This window comes from Streptomyces sp. 4N124 (genome assembly GCF_052245395.1).
Taxonomy (GTDB): domain Bacteria; phylum Actinomycetota; class Actinomycetes; order Streptomycetales; family Streptomycetaceae; genus Streptomyces.
This window is the reverse complement of the sequence record NZ_JBQQBS010000081.1, coordinates 1-20,691: the sequence shown is the minus strand read 5'-3', so window position 1 is coordinate 20,691 and position 20,691 is coordinate 1. Positions and strand designations below refer to the sequence as shown.

At 70.4% G+C, this 20,691-nt stretch carries 18 protein-coding genes and 1 riboswitch; of the genes, 9 read left to right on the top strand and 9 right to left on the bottom strand.

All coding sequences use genetic code 11. The features are described from left to right. Positions 1-5: 5 nt before the first annotated feature. Positions 6-2,489, bottom strand: a complete 2,484-nt coding sequence (pcrA, locus tag ACTWQO_RS44165) for a DNA helicase PcrA (RefSeq protein ID WP_443243038.1) — start codon at positions 2,487-2,489, stop codon at positions 6-8. A gap of 125 nt (positions 2,490-2,614) precedes the next feature. Next, entirely contained in the window at positions 2,615-3,703 is a 1,089-nt protein-coding gene (locus tag ACTWQO_RS44160) for a ScyD/ScyE family protein (RefSeq protein WP_443243037.1), read from the bottom strand. A 263-nt stretch (positions 3,704-3,966) separates the two neighbouring features. Further along, positions 3,967-4,137: riboswitch (cyclic di-AMP (ydaO/yuaA leader) on the top strand. An 8-nt stretch (positions 4,138-4,145) separates the two neighbouring features. On the opposite strand from ACTWQO_RS44160, the gene ACTWQO_RS44155 reads away from it, so the two are divergent. Together ACTWQO_RS44155 and ACTWQO_RS44150 are read left to right on the top strand one after the other, a co-directional pair. After that, positions 4,146-5,309, top strand: coding sequence for an NlpC/P60 family protein (locus ACTWQO_RS44155; RefSeq protein WP_443243036.1), 1,164 nt, complete (start codon positions 4,146-4,148; stop codon positions 5,307-5,309). Positions 5,310-5,422: 113 nt separating this feature from the next. Continuing rightward, the gene (locus ACTWQO_RS44150) at positions 5,423-6,424 is read left to right on the top strand and encodes a tellurite resistance/C4-dicarboxylate transporter family protein (protein WP_443243035.1); all 1,002 of its coding nucleotides are present in this window, start codon (positions 5,423-5,425) and stop codon (positions 6,422-6,424) included. Here ACTWQO_RS44150 and ACTWQO_RS44145 read toward each other — a convergent pair. Then, the gene (locus tag ACTWQO_RS44145) at positions 6,402-6,755 is read right to left on the bottom strand and encodes a hypothetical protein (RefSeq protein WP_443243034.1); all 354 of its coding nucleotides are present in this window, start codon (positions 6,753-6,755) and stop codon (positions 6,402-6,404) included. The genes ACTWQO_RS44150 and ACTWQO_RS44145 overlap by 23 nt on opposite strands. A 418-nt stretch (positions 6,756-7,173) precedes the next feature. Between ACTWQO_RS44145 and ACTWQO_RS44140 the strand changes: the two genes are divergently transcribed. Next, entirely contained in the window at positions 7,174-8,214 is a 1,041-nt protein-coding gene (locus ACTWQO_RS44140; RefSeq protein ID WP_443243033.1) for an NlpC/P60 family protein, read from the top strand. Positions 8,215-8,314: 100 nt separating this feature from the next. After that, positions 8,315-8,947, top strand: coding sequence for a hypothetical protein (locus tag ACTWQO_RS44135; RefSeq protein WP_443243032.1), 633 nt, complete (start codon positions 8,315-8,317; stop codon positions 8,945-8,947). Between the two features lie 46 nt (positions 8,948-8,993). Here ACTWQO_RS44135 and ACTWQO_RS44130 read toward each other — a convergent pair whose 3' ends face one another. Beyond that, the gene (locus tag ACTWQO_RS44130) at positions 8,994-9,731 is read right to left on the bottom strand and encodes a LuxR C-terminal-related transcriptional regulator (RefSeq protein WP_443243031.1); all 738 of its coding nucleotides are present in this window, start codon (positions 9,729-9,731) and stop codon (positions 8,994-8,996) included. Beyond that, positions 9,728-11,056 (bottom strand): ATP-binding protein, encoded by a 1,329-nt coding sequence (locus ACTWQO_RS44125; protein WP_443243030.1) that lies wholly within the window; start codon positions 11,054-11,056, stop codon positions 9,728-9,730. Before ACTWQO_RS44125 ends, ACTWQO_RS44130 begins: the two co-directional genes overlap by 4 nt. A gap of 143 nt (positions 11,057-11,199) precedes the next feature. Between ACTWQO_RS44125 and ACTWQO_RS44120 the strand changes: the two genes are divergently transcribed. After that, positions 11,200-12,840 carry a PspC domain-containing protein gene (locus ACTWQO_RS44120; RefSeq protein ID WP_443243029.1) on the top strand — a complete coding sequence of 547 codons (1,641 nt, stop codon included), beginning with the start codon at positions 11,200-11,202 and terminating at the stop codon, positions 12,838-12,840. Continuing rightward, positions 12,827-13,093 carry a hypothetical protein gene (locus ACTWQO_RS44115; protein ID WP_443243028.1) on the top strand — a complete coding sequence of 89 codons (267 nt, stop codon included), beginning with the start codon at positions 12,827-12,829 and terminating at the stop codon, positions 13,091-13,093. Before ACTWQO_RS44120 ends, ACTWQO_RS44115 begins: the two co-directional genes overlap by 14 nt. A 3-nt stretch (positions 13,094-13,096) precedes the next feature. On the opposite strand, the gene ACTWQO_RS44110 is transcribed toward ACTWQO_RS44115, so the two are convergent. Further along, positions 13,097-13,627, bottom strand: a complete 531-nt coding sequence (locus tag ACTWQO_RS44110) for a DoxX family protein (RefSeq protein WP_443243027.1) — start codon at positions 13,625-13,627, stop codon at positions 13,097-13,099. Positions 13,628-13,745: 118 nt separating this feature from the next. Continuing rightward, a complete protein-coding gene (locus ACTWQO_RS44105) occupies positions 13,746-15,041 on the bottom strand; it encodes a hypothetical protein (protein ID WP_443243026.1) in 1,296 nt (431 codons plus the stop codon). Positions 15,042-15,233: 192 nt separating this feature from the next. Between ACTWQO_RS44105 and ACTWQO_RS44100 the strand changes: the two genes are divergently transcribed. Further along, on the top strand, positions 15,234-16,127 hold the full coding sequence (locus ACTWQO_RS44100) for a DUF4429 domain-containing protein (RefSeq protein WP_443243025.1): 894 nt from the start codon (positions 15,234-15,236) through the stop codon (positions 16,125-16,127). Between the two features lie 27 nt (positions 16,128-16,154). Here ACTWQO_RS44100 and ACTWQO_RS44095 read toward each other — a convergent pair whose 3' ends face one another. After that, positions 16,155-16,949 (bottom strand): class II aldolase/adducin family protein, encoded by a 795-nt coding sequence (locus ACTWQO_RS44095; RefSeq protein ID WP_443243024.1) that lies wholly within the window; start codon positions 16,947-16,949, stop codon positions 16,155-16,157. A gap of 155 nt (positions 16,950-17,104) precedes the next feature. On the opposite strand from ACTWQO_RS44095, the gene ACTWQO_RS44090 reads away from it, so the two are divergent. Beyond that, positions 17,105-17,578, top strand: coding sequence for a pyridoxamine 5'-phosphate oxidase family protein (locus ACTWQO_RS44090; protein WP_443243023.1), 474 nt, complete (start codon positions 17,105-17,107; stop codon positions 17,576-17,578). Between the two features lie 39 nt (positions 17,579-17,617). Here ACTWQO_RS44090 and guaA read toward each other — a convergent pair whose 3' ends face one another. Continuing rightward, entirely contained in the window at positions 17,618-19,198 is a 1,581-nt protein-coding gene (gene guaA / locus ACTWQO_RS44085) for a glutamine-hydrolyzing GMP synthase (RefSeq protein ID WP_443243022.1), read from the bottom strand. 338 nt (positions 19,199-19,536) lie between these two features. On the opposite strand from guaA, the gene ACTWQO_RS44080 reads away from it, so the two are divergent. Continuing rightward, a complete protein-coding gene (locus ACTWQO_RS44080) occupies positions 19,537-19,824 on the top strand; it encodes a chorismate mutase (RefSeq protein ID WP_443243021.1) in 288 nt (95 codons plus the stop codon). Positions 19,825-20,691: the final 867 nt, after the last annotated feature.

Sequence of the window (20,691 nt, the reverse complement as noted above, 5' to 3'; positions counted from 1 at the left end):
CTCCGTCAGAGCTTCTCCACCGGCGCGTACCGCAGCAGCAGCCGCTTCGGCTTGGTGTCGCCGAAGTCGATCGTGGCCTCCGCGTTGCCGCCGGTGCCCTTGACCGCCATCACCGTGCCGAGACCGAACTGGTCGTGGGTGACCCGGTCGCCGACCGCCAGCGCGACCACCGGCTTCTCCGAGGTCCGTCGCGTGGCGAAACCGGACGCGCCCGATGCCGACGAGCGGGAGCGGGACGAGGACAGCGAGGCGGCGACACCCGACACCGGGCCCGCGGGGGCCGCGGAGGGACCGGTCCGCTTCCAGTCCACGTGCTGGTCCGGGATCTCCGCCAGGAAGCGCGAGGGCGGGTTGTACGACGGCTGCCCCCACGCGCTCCGCATGGCGGACCGCGTCAGATACAGGCGCTCACGCGCGCGCGTGATGCCGACGTACGCCAGGCGCCGCTCCTCCTCCAGTTCCTTGGTCTGGCCGAGGGCGCGCATGTGCGGGAAGACGCCGTCCTCCATGCCGGTCAGGAACACGACGGGGAATTCGAGGCCCTTGGCGGTGTGCAGGGTCATCAGGGTGATGACGCCCGCGCCTTCCTCGTCCTCGTCGGGGATCTGGTCGGAGTCGGCGACCAGGGCGACGCGCTCCAGGAAGTCGGAGAGTCCGCCCGCGGCCTCTCCCTCCCCGGACTCCTGCTCAAACTCCAGGGCCACGGCGGCGAGTTCCTGGAGGTTCTCGATCCGGGTCTCGTCCTGCGGGTCGGTGGAGGCCTGCAACTCGGCGAGGTAGCCGGTGCGTTCGAGGACGGCCTCAAGGACGGTCGCGGGTCCCGCGCCCGACTCGACGATCGTACGGAGCTCCTCCATGAGCACGTTGAACCGCTTGACCGCGTTCGTCGACCGCGCGGCCATGCCGTACGCCTCGTCGACGCGGCGCAGCGCCTGCGGGAAGCTGATCTTCTCGCGCTGCGAGAGAGCGTCGATCATCGCCTCGGCGCGGTCGCCGATGCCCCGCTTGGGCACGTTCAGGATGCGGCGCAGCGGGACCGAGTCCTCGGGGTTGGCGAGCACGCGCAGGTAGGCCAGGACGTCCCGGACCTCCTTGCGCTCGTAGAAGCGGACGCCGCCGACGACCTTGTAGGGCAGGCCGACGCGGATGAAGACCTCTTCGAAGACACGGGACTGGGCGTTCGTACGGTAGAAGACCGCGACGTCGCCGGCCTTCGCGTCGCCCGCGTCCGTGAGGCGGTCTATCTCCTCGGCGACGAACTGCGCCTCGTCGTGCTCGGTGTCGGCGACATAGCCGGTGATGCGCGCGCCCGCGCCCGCGTTGGTCCACAGGTTCTTGGGGCGGCGGGACTCGTTGCGCTCGATGACGGCGTTGGCGGCGGTGAGGATGGTCTGGGTGGAGCGGTAGTTCTGCTCCAGCAGGATCGTCGTCGCGTCCGGGTAGTCCTCCTCGAACTGGAGGATGTTGCGGATGGTCGCGCCGCGGAAGGCGTAGATCGACTGGTCGGCGTCACCGACGACGCACAGTTCGGCGGGGAGCAGGTCGTGCTCGCCGGGCGGTACGTCCTCGTCGTGCTCGCCGGTGCCGACGAGTTCGCGTACCAGGGCGTACTGCGCGTGGTTGGTGTCCTGGTACTCGTCGACCATGACGTGCCGGAAGCGGCGGCGGTAGTGCTCGGCGACGTCCGGGAAGGCGCGCAGCAGGTTGACCGTCGTCATGATCAGGTCGTCGAAGTCGAGGGCGTTGGCCTCGCGCAGGCGCGACTGGTACATCGCGTATGCCTGGGCGAGGGTCTTCTCGAAGCCGTCGGTGGCCTGGGCGGCGAAGTCCTCCTCGTCGATCAGCTCGTTCTTGAGGTTGCTGATCTTGGCGCTGAAGGACTTGGGCGGGTAGCGCTTGGGGTCGAGGTCCAGGTCGCGGCAGACCAGGGCCATCAGACGCTTGGAATCGGCGGCGTCGTAGATCGAGAAGGATGACGTGAAGCCGAGCTTCTTCGACTCGCGGCGCAGGATGCGTACGCATGCGCTGTGGAAGGTCATCACCCACATCGCGTTCGCGCGCGGGCCGACGAGCTGCTCGACGCGCTCCTTCATCTCACCGGCGGCCTTGTTGGTGAAGGTGATCGCGAGGATCTGGCCGGGGTGCACCTTGCGCTCGCCGAGCAGGTACGCGATGCGGTGCGTCAGCACGCGCGTCTTGCCGGAGCCGGCGCCGGCCACGATGAGCAGCGGGGAGCCGGAGTGGACGACGGCCGCTCGCTGGTTCTCGTTCAGCCCGTCCAGGAGCGCGGCCGGGTCCACCGCCGGGCGGTGGGCGCCGTCCCGGTAGTACGCGTCCCGGTCCGGCGGCGCGTCGAACTTCCCGCCGAACAGATCGTCCGGAACCGGCTCCGGCACATGATCGTCCTCGGGCGGCGGCGGGGGTTCCTCCGCATGGGCCCGCGGGGCCTGGAGGTCCGCCAGGAAGCTGTCATCAAAGAGGCTGCTCATCGCTCTCCGAGTTTAGGGCGCCCCACTGACAGCCCGCCGCCGCCCTGAGAACATCGCCGAATTCCAAGCCCCAAGGGTCTCAGAGTGTGCGAACCCTCAGTCGGCCCAGAAGAAGGCCGGCCGGCTCAGAAGCCGAGGATCTTCCAGACCTGGCCGCCCGGCGTCCTCCCCTGCCCCAGATCCGTTCCGTCCCGGTCGGCGACGGACCAGGCCGAGACATAGACCTTGCCGTCGTACGGGTCGACGGCCACGCCCGCCGGGAACGGCACCTTCACGTTCGTCCGCTTGCCGTGGGAGACCTTGGTGACGACGCCGGCGAAGAGCTGGCTGACGTACAGGTCGCCCTTGTCGTTGACGGCGAGGCCGGTGATCGAGCCGAAGCCGGACTTCCAGCCGAGGATCTTGCCGGTCCAGGGGTCGACCTGCCACACGCGCGCGGTGGGCTTCTCGGTCTCGCCGTTGAGCTCGCCGACGTAGAGCTTGCCGTCGGGGCCGAGCACCAGGGAGGTCGGGACGGACTGGTTCTTGTCGTGGTCCGGGAAGACGGTGAAGGGGCGGGCCCGGCCGGACGGCGAGACCTCGATCAGGTCGTTCCCGGCGGCGTCCGCGACGATCTTGCGGCCGTCGGGGAGCGCGAGGACGGCGTACGGGTTGGACTCCACGGATGCCTTGTGCGGGTTGTGCTTCAGCTCTACGGCCGCGATGTCCGCGGCGATCTTCGCCTTGCCGTGGGTGATCTTCAGCAGCTTGCCGAGCTTGTTCCAGGGCGGCGTCGTGGGCACTCCGGCTTCCGGCGGGGCGAAGGTCTCGACGCCCCAGAGCTTGCCGTGCCGCGCGGAGACGCCGTCGACGCCGGTCGCGAAGCCGCCGTCCGGGGCGGCGGCCGAGGGCAGGCCCTGCACCACCCTGTAGTGCTTCCATGCGCCCCCGTTCCAGTAGATCTTGGTGACGGCCGACGAGAGGCCGATGCAGGTCTCGCCCTCCGGCCCCTCCCCGATGCACTGCTTGCCGCCGCGGCCGGCCTCGGCGACGTACAGGCGCCCGTGGTCGTACGACAGCTGGCGCGGATTGTCGAGGCCCTTCGCGATCACGCGGACGACGGGTTTGCCGCCGGTGTGGCTGTCCTGTCCGGCGCCTGCGCTCGCGGGTGCGATGCCCGCGGTGGCGGTGAGTGCGACTCCTGTGGCGATGACGAGTGCGGTGCGTGTCCTCATGGCCGTACTCCCTCTCAGCCGCCACGGCTCCCGACCGTGGCTGGCTGGAAGCTACCGCCCCGAAGCGGGCGGACGCTGTCACTCCGGACAAAATACGAGCAACTCGCCGCAGACCCCTGCGTATTGACCACGGCGAGCGACGCCCCAGGCTAAGGTCACGAAAATGTATCGGGCATTTCGCCCATCAACCTTCACAGGGGCCACACGAGTTGGCTAGCGTTCCTCCAGGCCGCACGACCCCTACCGGCGAACGTCGCCGGGCCGTACGGCCTCCGCCGAGTCCGGCGCGCCCGCTGGGCAGACCGGAGCCGGGGACCCACCGAACTTGGGGTGAATCGACCGGACTTCCCTTCGGGAAGCGGTCGTAGGGCAACCCTTCCGAACCACCCGCCCGAACCCGACAGCTAACTCGGTAGGCGGAAGATGGAAGGAGTCGCCTCCCTTGGCGTCGCACCGCAAGTCGCGTCCTTCGGGTTCGCGCGTCGCAGGCATACGGACCCCCGCCCTCGCCACGGCGGCCCTCACCTCCGTGGCCCTGCTGTCCCAGTCGGCCAACGCCGCTCCCCCGGCCGACGACAAGCCGAGTCTCGAAGAGGTCGAGAAGAAGGTCGACGACCTCTACCGCCAGGCCGAGTCGGCGACCGAGAAGTACAACTCGGCGAAAGAGAAGACCACCAAGCAGCGCAAGCGCGTCGACACCCTCCTCGACGACGTCGCGCAGCGCACGCAGAAGCTCAACGAGGCGCGCGAGGAACTGGGTTCCTTCGCCTCGGCCCAGTACCGCACCGGCGCCTCCGCCCCCGACACGGCGACCTTCCTGCTCGCGGACACCCCGCAGGACTACTTCGACCAGACCCAGCTGATGGACCGGATGACCGGCCGTCAGAAGGAGGCGGTCGACGACTTCGTCACGCAGCAGTCCGCGACGATGGAGAAGCGCCGGGAAGCCACCGCGAGCCTGGAGACGCTCACCGAGTCGCAGGGCGACCTGAAGACCGCCAAGACGACCGTCCAGCAGAAGCTGGCCGACGCACGCGAGCTGCTGTCGAAGCTGACCGCCGAGGAGAAGGCGCGGCTCGCGGAGATCGAGCGGCAGAAGCAGCAGGAGGCCGAGCGCAAGGCCGCGGAACTCGCCAGGCAGCAGGCCGCGGCGGAGGCGGCGGCCCAGGAGGAGGCGCAACGGCAGCAGGAGAGCGGCACCGGCACGTCGGAGTCCTCCGACACCTCCGTGGCCGACTCCTCGTACGCCACGAAGGCCGAGAAGGTCCTCGCCTTCGCCCGCTCCACGATCGGCAAGCCGTACGTCTGGGGCGCCACGGGCCCCGACTCCTACGACTGCTCCGGCCTCACCCAGGCCGCGTGGAACGCCGCCGGCATCTCCCTCCCGCGCACCACCTGGGACCAGGTGAACGCCGGCACGACCGTCTCCCTCTCCGCCGCCCAACCCGGCGACCTGGTCTTCTTCTACGACGACATCAGCCACGTCGGCATCTACATCGGCAACGGGATGATGATCCACGCGCCGAAGCCGGGGGCCTATGTGCGTGAGGAGTCGATCTACTACGACGGTGAGTCGTCGATCCACAGCGTGGTACGGCCCGCCTGACAGGACAGGGACGCGGCACCGGGGTTTCCCGTGCGCACGCGCTCGTGCGTTTTCCGTACGCACGCGCGCGTGCCCCGCTCTCAAGGCGCGTGCCGCTCCCTACCATCGGGGCCATGCCCCGCCCCTCTCCCCTCCGCGCCTGGTGGGCACAGCGCTCACCGGCGGCCGGTGCCGCCGTGATGGCGACCGGCATCGTGTCGGTCGGTCTGCATCTGACGGGGTACGAGGTCCTGTCCCGTATCGCCCTCGCGGTGGCCTGCGCGGCGTGGCTGGGGCTGGCCGCGGACTTCGTCGTACGGCTGCTGCGGCAGCGGGAGAGGTGGGTCGCCGAGGCGGCGACGCCGGGCGCTCTCACCGCCGTGGCGGCGACGACGGTCCTCGGCACCCGCTTCTCCGCCCTGGACTGGCAGCCGCTCGCCGAGGCGCTGCTCGCGCTGGCCGCCGTGCTGTGCCCGGTGCTGCTCGTCGCCGTCGTACGGCACTGGCGGCGGCGTATGCCGGGCGCGGTGTTCCTGGGCTGCGTGGCCACGCAGGGGCTCGCGGTGCTCGGCGCCACGCTGGCCGCTGCCGAGGGGGCGGCCTGGCTCGCGCGGGCGGCGATGGTGCTGTTCTGGCTGGGTCTTGTGCTGTACTGCGTCGCGCTGGCCTGCTTCGATCTGCGGCAGGTGGCCGAAGGGGCCGGTGATCACTGGGTCGCCGGCGGCGCGCTCGCCATCTCCGCGCTCGCCGGGTCGAAAATCGTCGCCGCCGACAGCGCGGCCCTGTACCTCTGGAACGACGACAACGACGGCGTCCTGCGCTTCATGACCGCCGTGGTGCTCGTGCTCGACCTGGCCTGGTACGCCGTCCTGCTCGTCGCCGAGTTCGTCCGCCCCCGGCTGCGCTACGACGTGCGTCGCTGGGCGACCGTCTTCCCGTTGGGGATGACGGCGGCGGCGACGCTCTCCGTGTCCTCCGCCCTCGATGTGCCGTGGCTGGACGGGCTGGGTGAGGTGCTGCTGTGGATCGCGGTGGCCGCCTGGCTCGCGGTCGCCGCCGGCATGATCACGGCCACGCGGGCCGCCGCCACCTCCGCCGCCGCACCGCAGGACGTCAGGTCCACAGCACCGCGATGAAGACGTTCGCCGTGGTCAGCAGTCCGACCAGGCCGAACAGCGGCTTCTCCACCTGCTCGTCGTCGCGCTTCACATAGACGAGCCCGAGGATCACGACCAGCAGCGCCAGCTTCACACCGATCTTGATGTTGTTGACGGCCTGATCGTCGGCCTGGTTGAGGCCGACCAGGACCGCGCCGGTGACCAGCATCGTCAGCGCGCCGTGCAGCATCGCGGGGACGAAGCGGGCGGTGCCCTGGCCCATCGCCTTCATCTGGGTGAAGAAGCCGCCGAGCAGGGCGGCGATGCCGATGATGTGCAGGCCGACGAAGAGATGGATGAGTACGTCCATGAGGCCGGAGCCTAATCAGAGGCGTACGGGGCACATGACACCGGCCTGCCCTTCGCGCGGACGGTGCATATATGCGGTCCATAGCAGCCCGTCATCCCCGGGAGTCCCGGAATCCTCACTTCGGTCACCACACTGCGTGAAGTCGACGGCCCCGGATCGGGATCACGATCACTTACGGTCACCGCCCGGTCCGCTCGCGTCAGTTCCGCGCAATGCGTCACCCGTCCGACACACCCGGGTTTAGCGTCCTCCCCCAGGTGACCGGCTCCCCACCGCCGCCCGGGCCAGGGGCGGCAGTCGATCACCCCGCCGAGAAGGTCCGGCGGCGGTCCGCTCCCCCTGTGCGGGCCGCCGCCGGACGCAGAGCCGCCGACGCCCCCACGCACCGGCGGTCGTACGAAAGGACGTGCAGGTCCACGTGGCAGCGCACCGCAAGCCCCGACAGCGTTCCTCCGGCGGCACCTCGGTCCGTACGGCCGCCACGATCGCCCTCGCGGGCGCCGCGACCGCGACCGGTCTGGACGGGACCGGGCATGCGGAGCCGGAGCTGACGCCCGCTCAGGTCAAGGCGAAGGTGGACAAGCTGTACCAGGAGGCGGAGGTCGCCACCGAGAAGTACAACGGCGCGACGGAGAAGGCGGAGGCGGCCGAGCAGCGCCTGCGGGACCTGCGGGGCGAGGCGGCGCGCAAGACGGACGGCCTCAACTCCGAGCGGGAAGCGCTGGGTTCGATGGCGGCGGCACAGTACCGCGACGGCGGCCTCGACCCCGCGCTCCGGCTCGCGCTCTCCGCCGACCCGGACGGATACCTCCAGGGCGCCGAGTTCGCCGAACGCGCGGGCAGCCGTCAGGCCGCGTCCGTCGCCCGGGTACGCGAGCAGCTGCGCGAGATCGAGCAGCTGCGGGGCGCCGCGCACATCGAGCTGGCCTCGCTGACGTCCCGGCAGACCGAGCTGAAGCGGCACAAGAAGACGATCACCGGCAAGCTGGACGCGGCCCGGCGGCTGCTGTCCCGGCTGACGGCCGAGGAGCGGGCCCGGCTCGAGGACGCCGGACGGGCCTCACGTACGGGCGCACGGGACGGCCTGACGGGACCGGTGACGGCGCCCAACGCCCGTGCGGCCTCCGCCGTTTCGTACGCCTACCAGAAGCTCGGCAGCCCTTATGTGTGGGGCGCGACCGGCCCCGACGCCTTCGACTGCTCGGGCCTCATGCAGGCCGCGTACCGCTCCGCGGGCATCTCCCTGCCCCGGACGACCTACGCCCAGATCGACGCCGGCCGCCGTGTCTCCCGCGCCGAACTCCTCCCGGGCGACCTGGTGTTCTTCTACTCCGGCATCAGTCATGTCGGCCTCTATGTCGGCAACGGCCAGATGATCCACGCCCCCAACCCCTCGGCGCCGGTACGGCTGGCTCCCATCGACGAGATGCCGTTCGCGGGGGCGACGCGGGTGGCGTGAAGGTGTCCGTCGGCACACCACAGGGCGTGGCATGCCCACGTCGGCACGGTAGCGTCTGCGAAACGCTTCGTACGACGTCCCGTGCCCCGAGAAGGTGTCGATGCCGCGCTCCCCATTGCCGCCGCCTCCCCCACCGCCGCACAGCAGGATGTGGCCGGACCGGGAAGCCCTGCTGGCGGACCGGGGGCGGGCGCTGGAGGAGCTGCACCGGTGCAGCATCGGGGTCCACCGGGTACTGCTGCTGTGGCTGCTGGCGCTCTCCGCGATCATCGGGTGGGCGCTGCTGGTGATCCCGCTGCAGCAGCTGGAGGAGCGGGATCCGCTCGGCTTCCTCCTCGGCCCCGTCTTCGCGCTGCTCGGCCTCGCGGCCCTGTCCCCGTCCGTCATCACCCTGGCCCACGCCATCCGCCGCGACCATCGCATACGGCAACTCCTCGACGCCTGGCTGCAGTTGGACAGTGACCCGGCGACCGACGCCGGTCTCCGCTCCCCCGGCCTCAGCCTCTTCTGGCTGCTCTCCTCCGTCGTGCTCTGCGTGATCGGCCTGTGGGCGTCGTTCGCCTCGGCGGTCGGTGCGGAGCCGGACCGGACGCGCTACAGCGATGTCGCGCTCGACATGGGCATCGGCACGATCCTGTGGCTGACGGGTCTGATAGGCGTGGTCAAGGCCGTACGGCACTACCGCTGGGCCGTGCGGGCACTGGGCCCGGCGCCGCGGCCGGGCCACCACTGAACCGCGGCGCCCGTACCGCCCTGTCCGTCCTCAGAACCGTCCGTGATCAGACCAGCCGCCGTGCCGTCGCCCACCGGGTCAGCTCATGTCGGTTGGACAGCTGGAGCTTCCTCAGCACCGCGGAGACATGGGACTCGACCGTCTTCACGGAGATGAACAGCTGCTTGGCGATCTCCTTGTAGGCGTAGCCACGGGCGATCAGGCGCAGTACCTCGCGCTCGCGCTGGGTGAGGCGGTCGAGGTCCTCGTCGACCGGCGGGGCGTCGGTGGAGGCGAAGGCGTCGAGGACGAACCCGGCCAGGCGCGGGGAGAAGACGGCGTCGCCCTCCTGGACGCGGAAGATGGAGTTGACGAGATCCGTGCCGGTGATGGTCTTGGTGACGTAGCCCCGCGCGCCGCCCCGGATCACGCCGATCACGTCCTCCGCCGCGTCCGAGACGGACAGGGCGAGGAAGCGGACGGGCTGCTCGGCGTCCGCCATCAACGGGGCGCAGCGGCGCAGCACTTCGACCCCGCCGCCACCCGGGAGGTGCACGTCGAGGAGGACGACCTCGGGCCGGGTCGCGGTGATGACCGTGACCGCCTGGTCGACGTCCGCGGCCTCGCCGACGACTTCGACGCCGGTCTGCTCGGTCTGTCCGATCTCGGCCTGTACGCCGGTACGGAACATGCGGTGGTCGTCGACGAGGACCACGCGGACCCGGCGCTCGCCGCCGCCCGCCTGGGCGGACTCGGCCGACTCCGCCGCTCCCGCCGTACCGCTCTTCTCGGTCGGGTCGCTCATGTCGTCTTCTCCGCCCTCTCCATCTCCAGCTCGACCTCTGTGCCGCCGTCCGGCACCGCACGCAGCCGGGCCGAACCGCCGTTGCGCTCCATGCGGCCGATGATCGATTCTCTGACACCCATACGGTCGGCGGGTATCGAGTCGAGATCGAAGCCCGGTCCACGGTCCCGGACGGACACGAAGACCGTCTTCCCCTCCACTTCGGCAAAGACCTGGACGGCGCCGCCCTCGCCACCGTACTTGGCGGCGTTCACCATCGCCTCGCGTGCGGCCTGCATTTGTGCGCCGATTCTCTCGTCGAGTGGGCAGTCGCCGACCACGACGACCTCTATGGGGACGCCGTGCTTGTCCTCGACCTCGGCCGCGTTGCGCCGCACGGCGTCGGCGAGGGTGGTGGGTTCGTCGGCCTCGTCCTTGCCGGTGCCCTCGGGTTTGTAGAGCCAGGTGCGCAGGTCGCGCTCCTGGGCTCGGGCGAGGCGGCGCACCTCGCTGGCGTTCTCCGCGTTGCGCTGGATCAGGGTCAGGGTGTGCAGCACCGAGTCGTGGACGTGCGCGGCGACTTCGGCGCGCTCCTGGGCGCGGATGCGCATCAGGCGCTCCTCGGACAGGTCCTGGGTCATGCGCACGAGGTAGGGACCGGCGAGGAGCGTTATCCCGACGAGGACCGCGAGGGCCGCCTGCAGGACCGAGCCGAGGTGGGCGGCGGAGCCCTGCAGGACGAAGATGCCGGAGACGCCGGCCGTGACCAGCAGCACGCCGCCCACGGCCCGCAGCAGGTTGAGCGTGCGCTTGCGGCGGCCGGCCTCGACCCAGCGGGCCCGGCGGGCGTTGTCCGCCTGGCGCCAGACGAGGGCGACGCCCGCGCCGACGAGCACGGCCGGCACGAGATACGCCTGGGCGCCGCTGCCGAGATTCACACTGCCGACGAAGACCATGGCCACGACGACCATGAGGAGCAGGGCGACGATCTGGCCCTTGTCCGGCTTGCGGGCGACGAGTCTGCGGCGGCCGTCGGGCGAGGTTTCCGTGCCGACGAGGGAGGGGGGCCGCTGGGCTTCGACGCCGCCGACGCCGAGCGGCACGAAGAACCAGAACGCGGCATAGAGCAGAGCGCCGAGGCCGTCCGCCATGAACAGGCCGACGAAGACCAGCCGCACCCAGATCACAGGCAGCCCGAGATGCCCGGCGAGCCCCCGCGCCACGCCACCCAGCCAGCGACCGTCACTGCTGCGGTAGAGCTTGCGCGGCGGCCGCGGTTCTACGAGTGGCGCTGTTGCGGCTTCCGGCATGCCATCGATGTTCACACGCCCGGACGGCCGAGGCATCAGGGTCGACCCCCGAGACTCCCCTGATCTTCGAAACCCGCCCCCGTCGAACGCTTCCCCGCCCCCGGCTCAGGGCCGATATCAGGGTCCGGCCAGGGTCGTTCCGACTCCCGCCGAGGCACTGCGCCCGTCACCATGGACTCATGACAGATCACCAGCACGCCGCGACGGGTCCGGAACCCGGCTCCGGCCCACGCCCCACCCCGGGCACCGGGCAGGACGCCACGGACCCGCCCGGCACCGAGGGAAAGGAGCCTCGCGCGTACGAGAAGGGGGGCGCGCAGACGCCCGGGCAGACCACGGCACGCGAAGCAAGCGACGCGACCGCCGCGGCCGGTGCCGAAGGAGCGACCGCCACGGCCGGAGCGAGCGACGAGGCGCTGACCACGGCCAACGCGCCTGGCCGACCGACCGATCCACCCCGCCCGGCGACCGACGCACCCGGCCCGCCGACCAACACACCCCGCCCACCCACCGACGCGCTCGGCCAGCCCGCCGACGTCCCCGGTCCGCCCCACCGCTTCCGGCGGGACCGGCCGAACAAGATGCTGGCCGGGGTGTGTGCTGGGCTCGGGCGGCAGTGTGACATGGACCCGGTGATCTTCCGGATCACTCTGGCGGTGTTGTCCGCGACCGGTGGCCTCGGTCTCATCTTCTACGGCTTCGCCTGGCTCTTCGTCCCGTACGAGGACGAGGAGCAGAACGAGGTGCGCAAGCTGCTGACCGGCCGGGTCGACGGCCAGGCGCTGACGGCCGTGCTGTTCGCGCTGGTGGGCTGCGGGGTGTTCCTGACCCTGCTGAACAACGGCGGGGTACTGACCTTCGCCGTGGTTCTCTCCCTGCTTCTCGCGGGCGCCGCCTACTGGTCCCGGCACCGCGGCACCCCCGACCCCGACCCCCTGGCCGCCCAGGCGGTCGCGGACGCCCCGCCGGAGGCCCAGGCCCCGCCAGTCCCCACCGCCTACCCGTCCTGGTGGCGCGACCCCATCGTCAAGGACGGCACGCACGAGGGCGGGACGGGCTATCTCTGGGGCCCGGGGGACTCCCGCGCGCGCGACATCGCGGCAGCCGTCAACATCGGCCTCGGCCCATGGGGCAACAGCCCCGACGACCTACGCCGCCGCGCACCCGTCCGGGCACCGCGTCCGCGCGGCCCCCGCTGGATCGGCGGCTGGGTCTTCCTGCTGGCCCTCCTCGCCTGCGGCCTGGGCACCCGCCTCACCTGGGACGAGCACCCCCTCGGCACCAGCCTCCAGACCGGGCTCGCCTGCGCGCTCATCGTCCTCGGCCTGGGCATAGCCGTCAGCGCGTTCCTGGGCCGCACGGGAGCCGGTTCGGTCTTCCTCGCGGTCATCACGGCGGGCCTGCTCGCCGCGTCGGCCGCGATACCGAAGGACATCAGCACGCAGTGGATACAGGAGACATGGCGCCCCACCGCGGCGGCGGACGTGCGGCAGCACTACGAGCTGGGCACAGGCGTCGGCACGCTCGACCTGACCGGAGTGCCCCTCGCCAAGGGCGGAACGGTCGACACGGGCGCCGATGTCGGCGTGGGCCGGCTGAAGGTGATCGTGCCGAAGGACGTGACCGTGAAGGTGACCATCGACGTGGGCGTGGGCGACATCCAGCTGCCGGGCGACAAACAACAGGACGTGGACGTGGAACCGGGCCGACACAAGGAACTGACCCTCACACCGCCCTCGGGCACCAAGAGCACCGGCACACTCGACCTCGTTCTCCGGGTCGGCGTCGGACAGGCGGAGGTGAGCCGTGCTACGTCATGAGGTCCAGCCCGGCCGACTGGTCGCCGGCGCCTTCCTGACCCTCGCGGGCATCATCTACGCCGGCGACGCGGGCGGCGCCTGGGAGACACCGTGGTTCGCGGTGATACCGCTCGTCATCGTCGGCTTCTGCCTGGCAGCCACGGTGGGTGGCCTGACCCGGGGCATACGCCGCCGCAGACGCCGAACCGGCGCACCCGGCCCTACGGAGGCCCAGCCGGAGGCACCGAGCCACAACCCCACGCAGGCCGGCTGAGGGTTACCGGTATGCCCCCGCCCGCTGTCGTCGTCGCCCCCGTAGCGCGGCGTCCAACGACAGCATGGGCGCGCCCGCGAGGACGAGGGGCAGCCAGGCCATCAGGTAGGCGAGGTCATTGCCGTAGTAGTAGGGCTCGGTGGCCCAGCTCACGGTCAGCCACAGGCTGAGGGAGATGAGCGCACCGCCCAGCGCGGCGATGCGGGAGAGCAGGCCGATCAGTGTCCCGATGCCGACGGCCAGCTCGCCGAAGGCGATGGCGTAGCCGAAGCCGACGGGGTTCTTCAGCGCCTGGTCGACCAGGGCCGGGATCGCCGACGAGTCACGCACCGTACGCATCAGATCGCCGACTGACCCGGAACCGGAGTCCTTCATGAAGGCGCTGTCGGTGAGTTTGTCCAGGCCCGCGTAGATGAAGGTGACGCCGAGGAAGACACGGAGCGGTAGCAGGGCGTAGCGGGTGGCGGTGTCCCGCCAGTTGCGGTCGCCGTCCAGATAAGGGGAGTGCGTGTCCGTACGAATGCCGTGAGTCATCGCTCGTAGCCGCCTCTCGCCCGCTGTGACGTGACCCCTCAAAAGACGATACGCACGAAGAGGCTGCCCCGCTCAACCTCGTCCAGGCCAGTTTTTCCGACTTGGTCCAGCTTCCGCGTCACTCCGTCACATCGATCGCGTACCGATTCGTCTCGACCCCCGCGGCCGTGACCACCTGCACGTCCAGCCGGCCGGGCTCCACATCCACCGGCACCGGCACCGTGAGCACCGCGTCTGTGGGGTTGCTGAACCCGCCGGTCACCGGCACCAGCGGCACATGCACATGTACCGCGCCGATCCGGACGACCATCCGCGACAACCGGTCCGCGCCCTGCGCCCCCGGCGGCACGAATCCGGCTCCCCGGATCTCGATGTCGTCGCCGGTGCGGATGGGAGCGTCCAGAGCGCCGGCCTCCCGGGACCGCACGACCGAAAGGATCACCGGCCGACCCCCTTCCGCATACTTCCCCGCCACATACGTCGCCGCCGAGATCAGCACGACGACCGCCAGCCCCCACGGCAGATCGGGCAGCTGATCCGGTCGTCGCGCCAGCCGCACCGCCGCGAACAGCAACGCGACCCCGCTGATCACGACGTACTGAAGGTCGGCGAACGACCCCCGTCCCGAATCGTCCGTCAGCAGATCGGCGGCCCGTGGCCGGTCCGCCCGTGCCTTCTGCAGCCGCTGCCCCAGCACCCGCATCCCGACAATCCGCCGCACCAGCACCGCGATCCCGCAGACCACGGCGAGCACGGTCACGACCCCCGCGCCCCGGGCGAGTTCGAGCCCGGCGATCAGCGCGTCACGCTCCTCATGCCCGGAGGCGGCCGCGAGACGGCCGGCCAGCAACAGCACGGCGTACGCCACGAACAGCACCCACGCCCCGGCCACCGCACGCGACGTGGACAGCCGGTTGTCCTCACCGATGACCGGCGCGAGCGCACCGCCGCGCGCCCGGTGGAACCACGAAGCCGCCGTCAAGGCACCGGCCATGACCAGCGCGGCGAGCAGCCCGGCGGTGCGTGCGCTCGTCCAGCCCGCACCGATCGCGGTGAGCGCCTGGGCGAGCAACAGCAGCACGGCCAGCGCCCCCACCGCACAGGACGTACGCCACCACAGGCGGATGAGCCAGGCGTCACCCTCGGCACGGCCGCGTTCCGCGACGAGTTCGGCGGACTGGGCCAACTCCTCGGAGACCCACTGGCGGGAGGCCGATGCGGAGTGGGCCACGGCGGCGGGCAGGCCGTGCCCCGCCGCGAACTCGTCCCGCTTCAGCAGGAATTCGGCGACGGCCCGCCGATGCCCCGCACGGGCCCCGTGCGGACAGTCACCACAGGTGCAGCCACCCCGGTGCCCGCCCGCCGGCCCGCCCGAGTCAGCGCCCCCACCCTGTCTCGCCTCCTGCACCGCCACGCATCCTCCTCAGACCCCGAACGAACCCACGAACCCACGAATCCGGCGAACCCGACGAACAGGGCCCCGCCCCACGACTCCCCCACGACGACAGCGAATTGTGCCCTACCTCACCCACCCCCCATCCGGCAGGTCAGGTCACCGAGGTGAAAGAGAGGCCCGCCGTGTTGACCCTGCTGCGAGAATTTCCCTATGGCCGAGATCATCCAGCGCGACGGGACCTGGGCCTTCGACGGCAGCACGGTCAGGATCACGCCAGGCCTGCACCGCTCCGTGCCACTGTTCCGGCAGACGTACGGAGAGATCGCCGTGCCGCTGGAGGCCGTCTCCGGCATCGTCTTCGAGCCCGAACGCAAGCGCGGCCGGCTCCGGATGCGGTTGAGAGAAGGCGCCGACCCCCTCCTCCAGGCGACGGGCGGCCGGCTGCCCGACGCGGCCGACCCCTACCGGCTGGTCGTGGACATCGACCGCTCGGGAGTCGCCGAGTACGTGGCCGAGGAGATCCGCCGCGCGCTGCTCCTCGACCAGATCCCGGGCGACCCGACCAAGACCTATCTGCTGCCGGGGCCGCCGGTCCCCGTCTCGGTCCGTTCCTCCGACGGCACCGTGTCCTTCGACGGCACACAGGTGCGCATCGACTGGTCCGACACCTCCGACCGCGTCAAACGCGCGACGGGCCCACGGATCATCAACATCGGCGATCTCGAACAGGTCGAGTGGCTGCCCAACTCCGGCTACGAGGACGGCTTCCTGCGCTTCGTGACCCGCGAGACGGTGTTCTCCAAACTGCCGCCGGAGAAGGACCCCTTCGCCCTGGACCTGTGGGGCAGCGCCCGCCGCGATCTGCTCACGGCGCTGGTCGCCACCGCGGTCACCGCGAGACTGCCGCACCCGTCGACCCGCACGGGAAGCGCCTACAGCGAGTACACCGCCCGCCGCCAACTGACGGCCGCCGTACCGCCGCAGGCCGACCACCACGACGTACTCCTGCGACGGCTGCGGGAACTGGGCGAGCTGCACCGCGACGGTGTCCTCACCGACGAGGAGTTCGCGATGACCAAGGCGGCGGTGCTACGAGGCTTTTGAGCCGCCACCCCAACACGCCCCTGCGCCCTACGACAACAAGTCCGGCTCACTGCGACTGACGTCCTGCCACAGCGGCTGATAGTTGATCCACGCCACCAGATCCCCGCCCAGTTGCTCCCGCGTGGCCACCGCGGCCTTGTGGTCGATGAGAAATGGCCGCCCGGCCGCCTTCGCCGTCAACTGCACCTTGCAGGACCGCTCCAGTGACAGGAACCACCAGGCCGCCGCGTCGACCGAGTCCCCCACCGACAGCAGCCCGTGGTTGCGCAGGATCAGCGCCTTGCGTGAGGCGAGCGCGCCGGCGATCCGACGGCCCTCCTCGGCGTCCACGGCGACCCCGGTGTAGGCGTCGTAGAGGGCGTGGTCCTCGTAGAAGGCGCAGCTCTCCTGGGTGATCGGGTCCAGCAGATCACCGAGGGCCGACAGTGCCCGCCCGTACACCGAGTGGCAGTGGGCGACCGCGACGACGTCGGGCCGGGCCGCGTGCACCTGTGCGTGCACGGTGAACGCGGCCTGGTTGATGTGATAGCGGCCCTCGATCACCTGCCCGTCGGCGTTGACGAGCACCAGGTCGCTCACGGTGACGTGCTTGAACGGCATCCCGAACGGATTGACCCAGAAGCAGTTGCTGTACTCCGGGTCGCGCGCGGTGATGTGCCCCGAGACACCGTCCTCGAAGCCGAGCCGCCCGAAGATCCGCAGCGCGCCCGCGAGCCGCTCCTTGCGATGCCGGCGCTCGTCGTCGACCGACTCGTGCATCGGCGGCATGGCGAACTGCAGCCGGTCGGTGGGCAGCGGGGTGGGCGGTGTGGGCCCGTGCATAGGTTCCTCCTGCACTGGGTTCCTTTACGGGGCGGAAGTTACCGTCGGTCAGCGCAGGAGAACAGGGGTGATGTGTAAAAGAAGAAGCGTGCAAACGAAATCGGACAGAAGGTGTCGGGTATCGGCGGCACACTCGCCATATGACAACGAGCCGTATGACAACGAACTGGGCGGCCTTCGTCACCGCGGAACCCGACCTGGCCAGGACCGTCGAGGAACGCTTCGGCGCCTTCACGCACCACATCCTCGCCACCCTCCGCAAGGACGGCTCCCCCCGCACCACCGGCCTCGAGGTCCGCTTCCTGAACGGCGAGCTCTGGCTCGGCATGATGCCGGACTCCCTCAAGGCCCTCGACCTGCGCCGCGACCCCCGTTTCGCGCTCCAGGCGAACCCCGGGGAGGGGCAGTCGATGGGCGGCGGCGATGTGCGGATCAGCGGGCGGGCGATCGAGGTCACCGACCCGGAGACCAAGGCCGGATACGGCGAAGAGGTGGAACCGCCGGAGCCGTTCCACCTCTTCCGCACCGAGCTGACGGAGGTCGTACGGACCTACGTCGAGGACGACAAGTACCTGGTCGTCGAGGTCTGGAAGCCCGGCGAGCCGCTGCGCGTCATCAAACGCACCTGATGCCCTGAGAAAGTCACGTGACCCCTGAAAAACGCGGGCTCACTCCCACTCGATCGTCCCCGGCGGCTTGCTCGTCACATCGAGCACGACCCGGTTGACGTCCGCGACCTCGTTCGTGATCCGCGTCGAGATCTTCGCGAGCACGTCGTACGGCAGTCGCGACCAGTCGGCCGTCATCGCGTCCTCGCTGGAGACCGGGCGCAGGACGATCGGATGGCCGTACGTCCGGCCGTCGCCCTGGACGCCGACGCTGCGGACGTCCGCGAGCAGGACGACCGGGCACTGCCAGATGTCACGGTCGAGGCCGGCCGCGGTCAGCTCCTCACGGGCGATGGCGTCGGCCTCGCGCAGCAGGTCGAGCCGGTCCTTGGTCACGTCGCCGACGATACGGATACCCAGCCCCGGACCGGGGAACGGCTGACGCTGGACGATCTCGTCCGGCAGGCCCAGCTCCTGGCCGACCATCCGGACCTCGTCCTTGAACAGCTTGCGCAGCGGCTCGATCAGCTGGAACTCAAGGTCTTCCGGCAGCCCGCCCACGTTGTGGTGGGACTTGATGTTGGCGGTGCCGGTGCCACCACCGGACTCGACCACGTCGGGGTACAGGGTCCCCTGGACGAGGAACTCCACCGCCGGACCCTCGTCCGCGATGATCTCGGCCTGCGCCTGCTCGAAGACGCGGATGAACTCCCGGCCGATGATCTTCCGCTTCTCCTCCGGGTCGCTCACCCCGGCGAGCGCCTTCAGGAACCGCTCCTCCGCGTCCACGACCTTCAGCTGTACGCCGGTCGCGGCCACGAAGTCCTTCTCGACCTGCTCGGTCTCGCCCTTGCGCATCAGGCCGTGGTCGACGTACACGCAGGTCAGCTGGGAGCCGATGGCCTTCTGTACGAGTGCGGCGGCGACGGCGGAGTCCACGCCGCCGGACAGCCCGCAGATGGCGCGCTTGTCGCCGACCTGCTCGCGGATCGCGGCGACCTGCTCCTCGATCACATTGCCGGTGGTCCAGTTCGGGGTCAGCCCGGCGCCGCGGTACAGGAAGTGCTCCAGCACCTGCTGGCCGTGCGTGGAGTGCATGACCTCCGGGTGGTACTGGACGCCGTACAGCTTCTTCTCGTCGTTCTCGAAGGCGGCGACCGGGACGACGTCCGTGGAGGCCGTCACGCTGAAGCCCTCGGGGGCGGCGGAGCAGGCGTCGCCGTGCGACATCCAGACGGACTGCTCGGCGGGGGTGCCCTCGAAGAGGGTGGAGCCGGACTTGCTGACATGCAGGTCCGTACGGCCGTACTCGCGCGCCCCGGTGTTGTCGACCGTGCCGCCGAGCGACGTCGCCATCAGCTGGAAGCCGTAGCACATGCCGAAGACGGGGACGCCGGACTCGAAGATCGCGCGGTCGAGGCGCGGGGCGCCCTCCGCGTACACCGACGAGGGGCCGCCGGAGAGGATGATCGCCGCCGGGTTCTTGGCGAGCATCTCCGCCACCGGCATGGTGCTCGGCACGATCTCGCTGTAGACCCGGGCCTCGCGGACGCGACGGGCGATGAGCTGGGCATACTGCGCACCGAAGTCGACGACCAGGACGGTGTCGGGGGCGGCGGCAGCAGGGGTCGCTGATGACACGGGTTGCCTTCCGGCGGCTTGACAAGGGCTGTGCCACCGATTCTAACGGGGTGTACGTGCACCCCTCCCGTCTCAGAATGCGAACGGGATTGGCCGTCACCGACGGCCACGGCATACTGACCCCATGCTCACGCACGCGACGACCTTCGTCTTTACCTATGGCACCCGGCCCGCCGGCTGCCATGGTCGTGCCGCTTGAGCAACTGACGAGCGACTTTCCAGGCGCCCCGGGCCGACTAGGCCCGGGGCGCCTGACGTTTTCCGGGTCCGGTCGATCCGGGGCACCCCGTCCGAACCCGCTCGACCCTTCCGACCCCTTCTGACAGAGGAGCCCCGAGATGACCGCCACCGCAACGGAGAAGACCGGCGCGCACACCAGCGAGGCCGCCGAGACGATCACCGGCGCCCGTGAGCGCATCGACGCACTCGACGACCGGATCATCGGCCTGATCCAGGAACGGATGGCGGTCTCCGCCGTCGTCCAGGAGGCCCGGATCGCCTCCGGCGGCCGGCGTGTGAACCTCTCCCGCGAGATGGAGATCCTCGCCCACTACAGGGAGGCGCTGGGCAAGCCGGGCACCTCGCTGGCGATGACCCTGCTGGAGCTGTGCCGCGGCAAGATCTGAAACCGCGTTCCCGGTACAGACGTGCGCATTCCTCTCACCCGTACGGCGCGTGACCGGCGCGCAAAAGGGTTCGTTGGTCCCGATGTCCGTGCCAGCCAGGGGCGGGCCCGAAGAACCACGCGTGGCTCCACTGGAGCGATGAGGCGTACGGATCGTGCCGTACGCCGTGGGACCTCGCTCCAGGCAGGTGACCGGACGGCAGGGGACAGCAGCCCGGTCGCCCAAGAGAACGGTCGGCTCCGGGGACGCCCGGGGCCGGCCGGCGGGAAACGAACACCCAGGATCGTCCCGGACAGGGCCAAGGAAACGTACAAGGACGGGTCAAAAGGTTGCGGAGGTCCCGCCCATCCAGCACGATGCCTAGCAAGCCCCAAGTCCTGCCGTAGACAACTGCATTTCTTTGCACTGGCTCACTGCCAAAGGTCGAGACCATTCGTGCGCCCCTTGCGCGCCGGGTCGTCGCCCAGGGCACACCAGGCAAGCGGCGCAACCCCCCGGCGCCGCTCCCCAGGCACCGGCGCTGCCCTGACGTCGGTGCTGACCAAAGAAGGGCCCCGCGGCTCACGCCCGCGGGGCCCTTCTGCATGGCCGGACCGCGACCTCAAGCCCGTGTGTCCCAGGCCACATAAGAATTCTGTGAAACGGAGTGCAACCTTTCACAGGGTTCGCGGATCAAACCAGGCGTACCAAGGGCCACACCCGTGTCGTACAGCGCGAGGCCCTCCGCTCAACCCGTGTTGCCACCCCACAGCGCACCTGGACTATTCGAGGTCTGCATGAAGCTTCGCCGTGCCATGGCGGTCGCGGCCGCGACGGCTGCGATATCGCCGTTCGCGCTGCTGTCCGCGCCCGCCGCGTTCGCGGAGG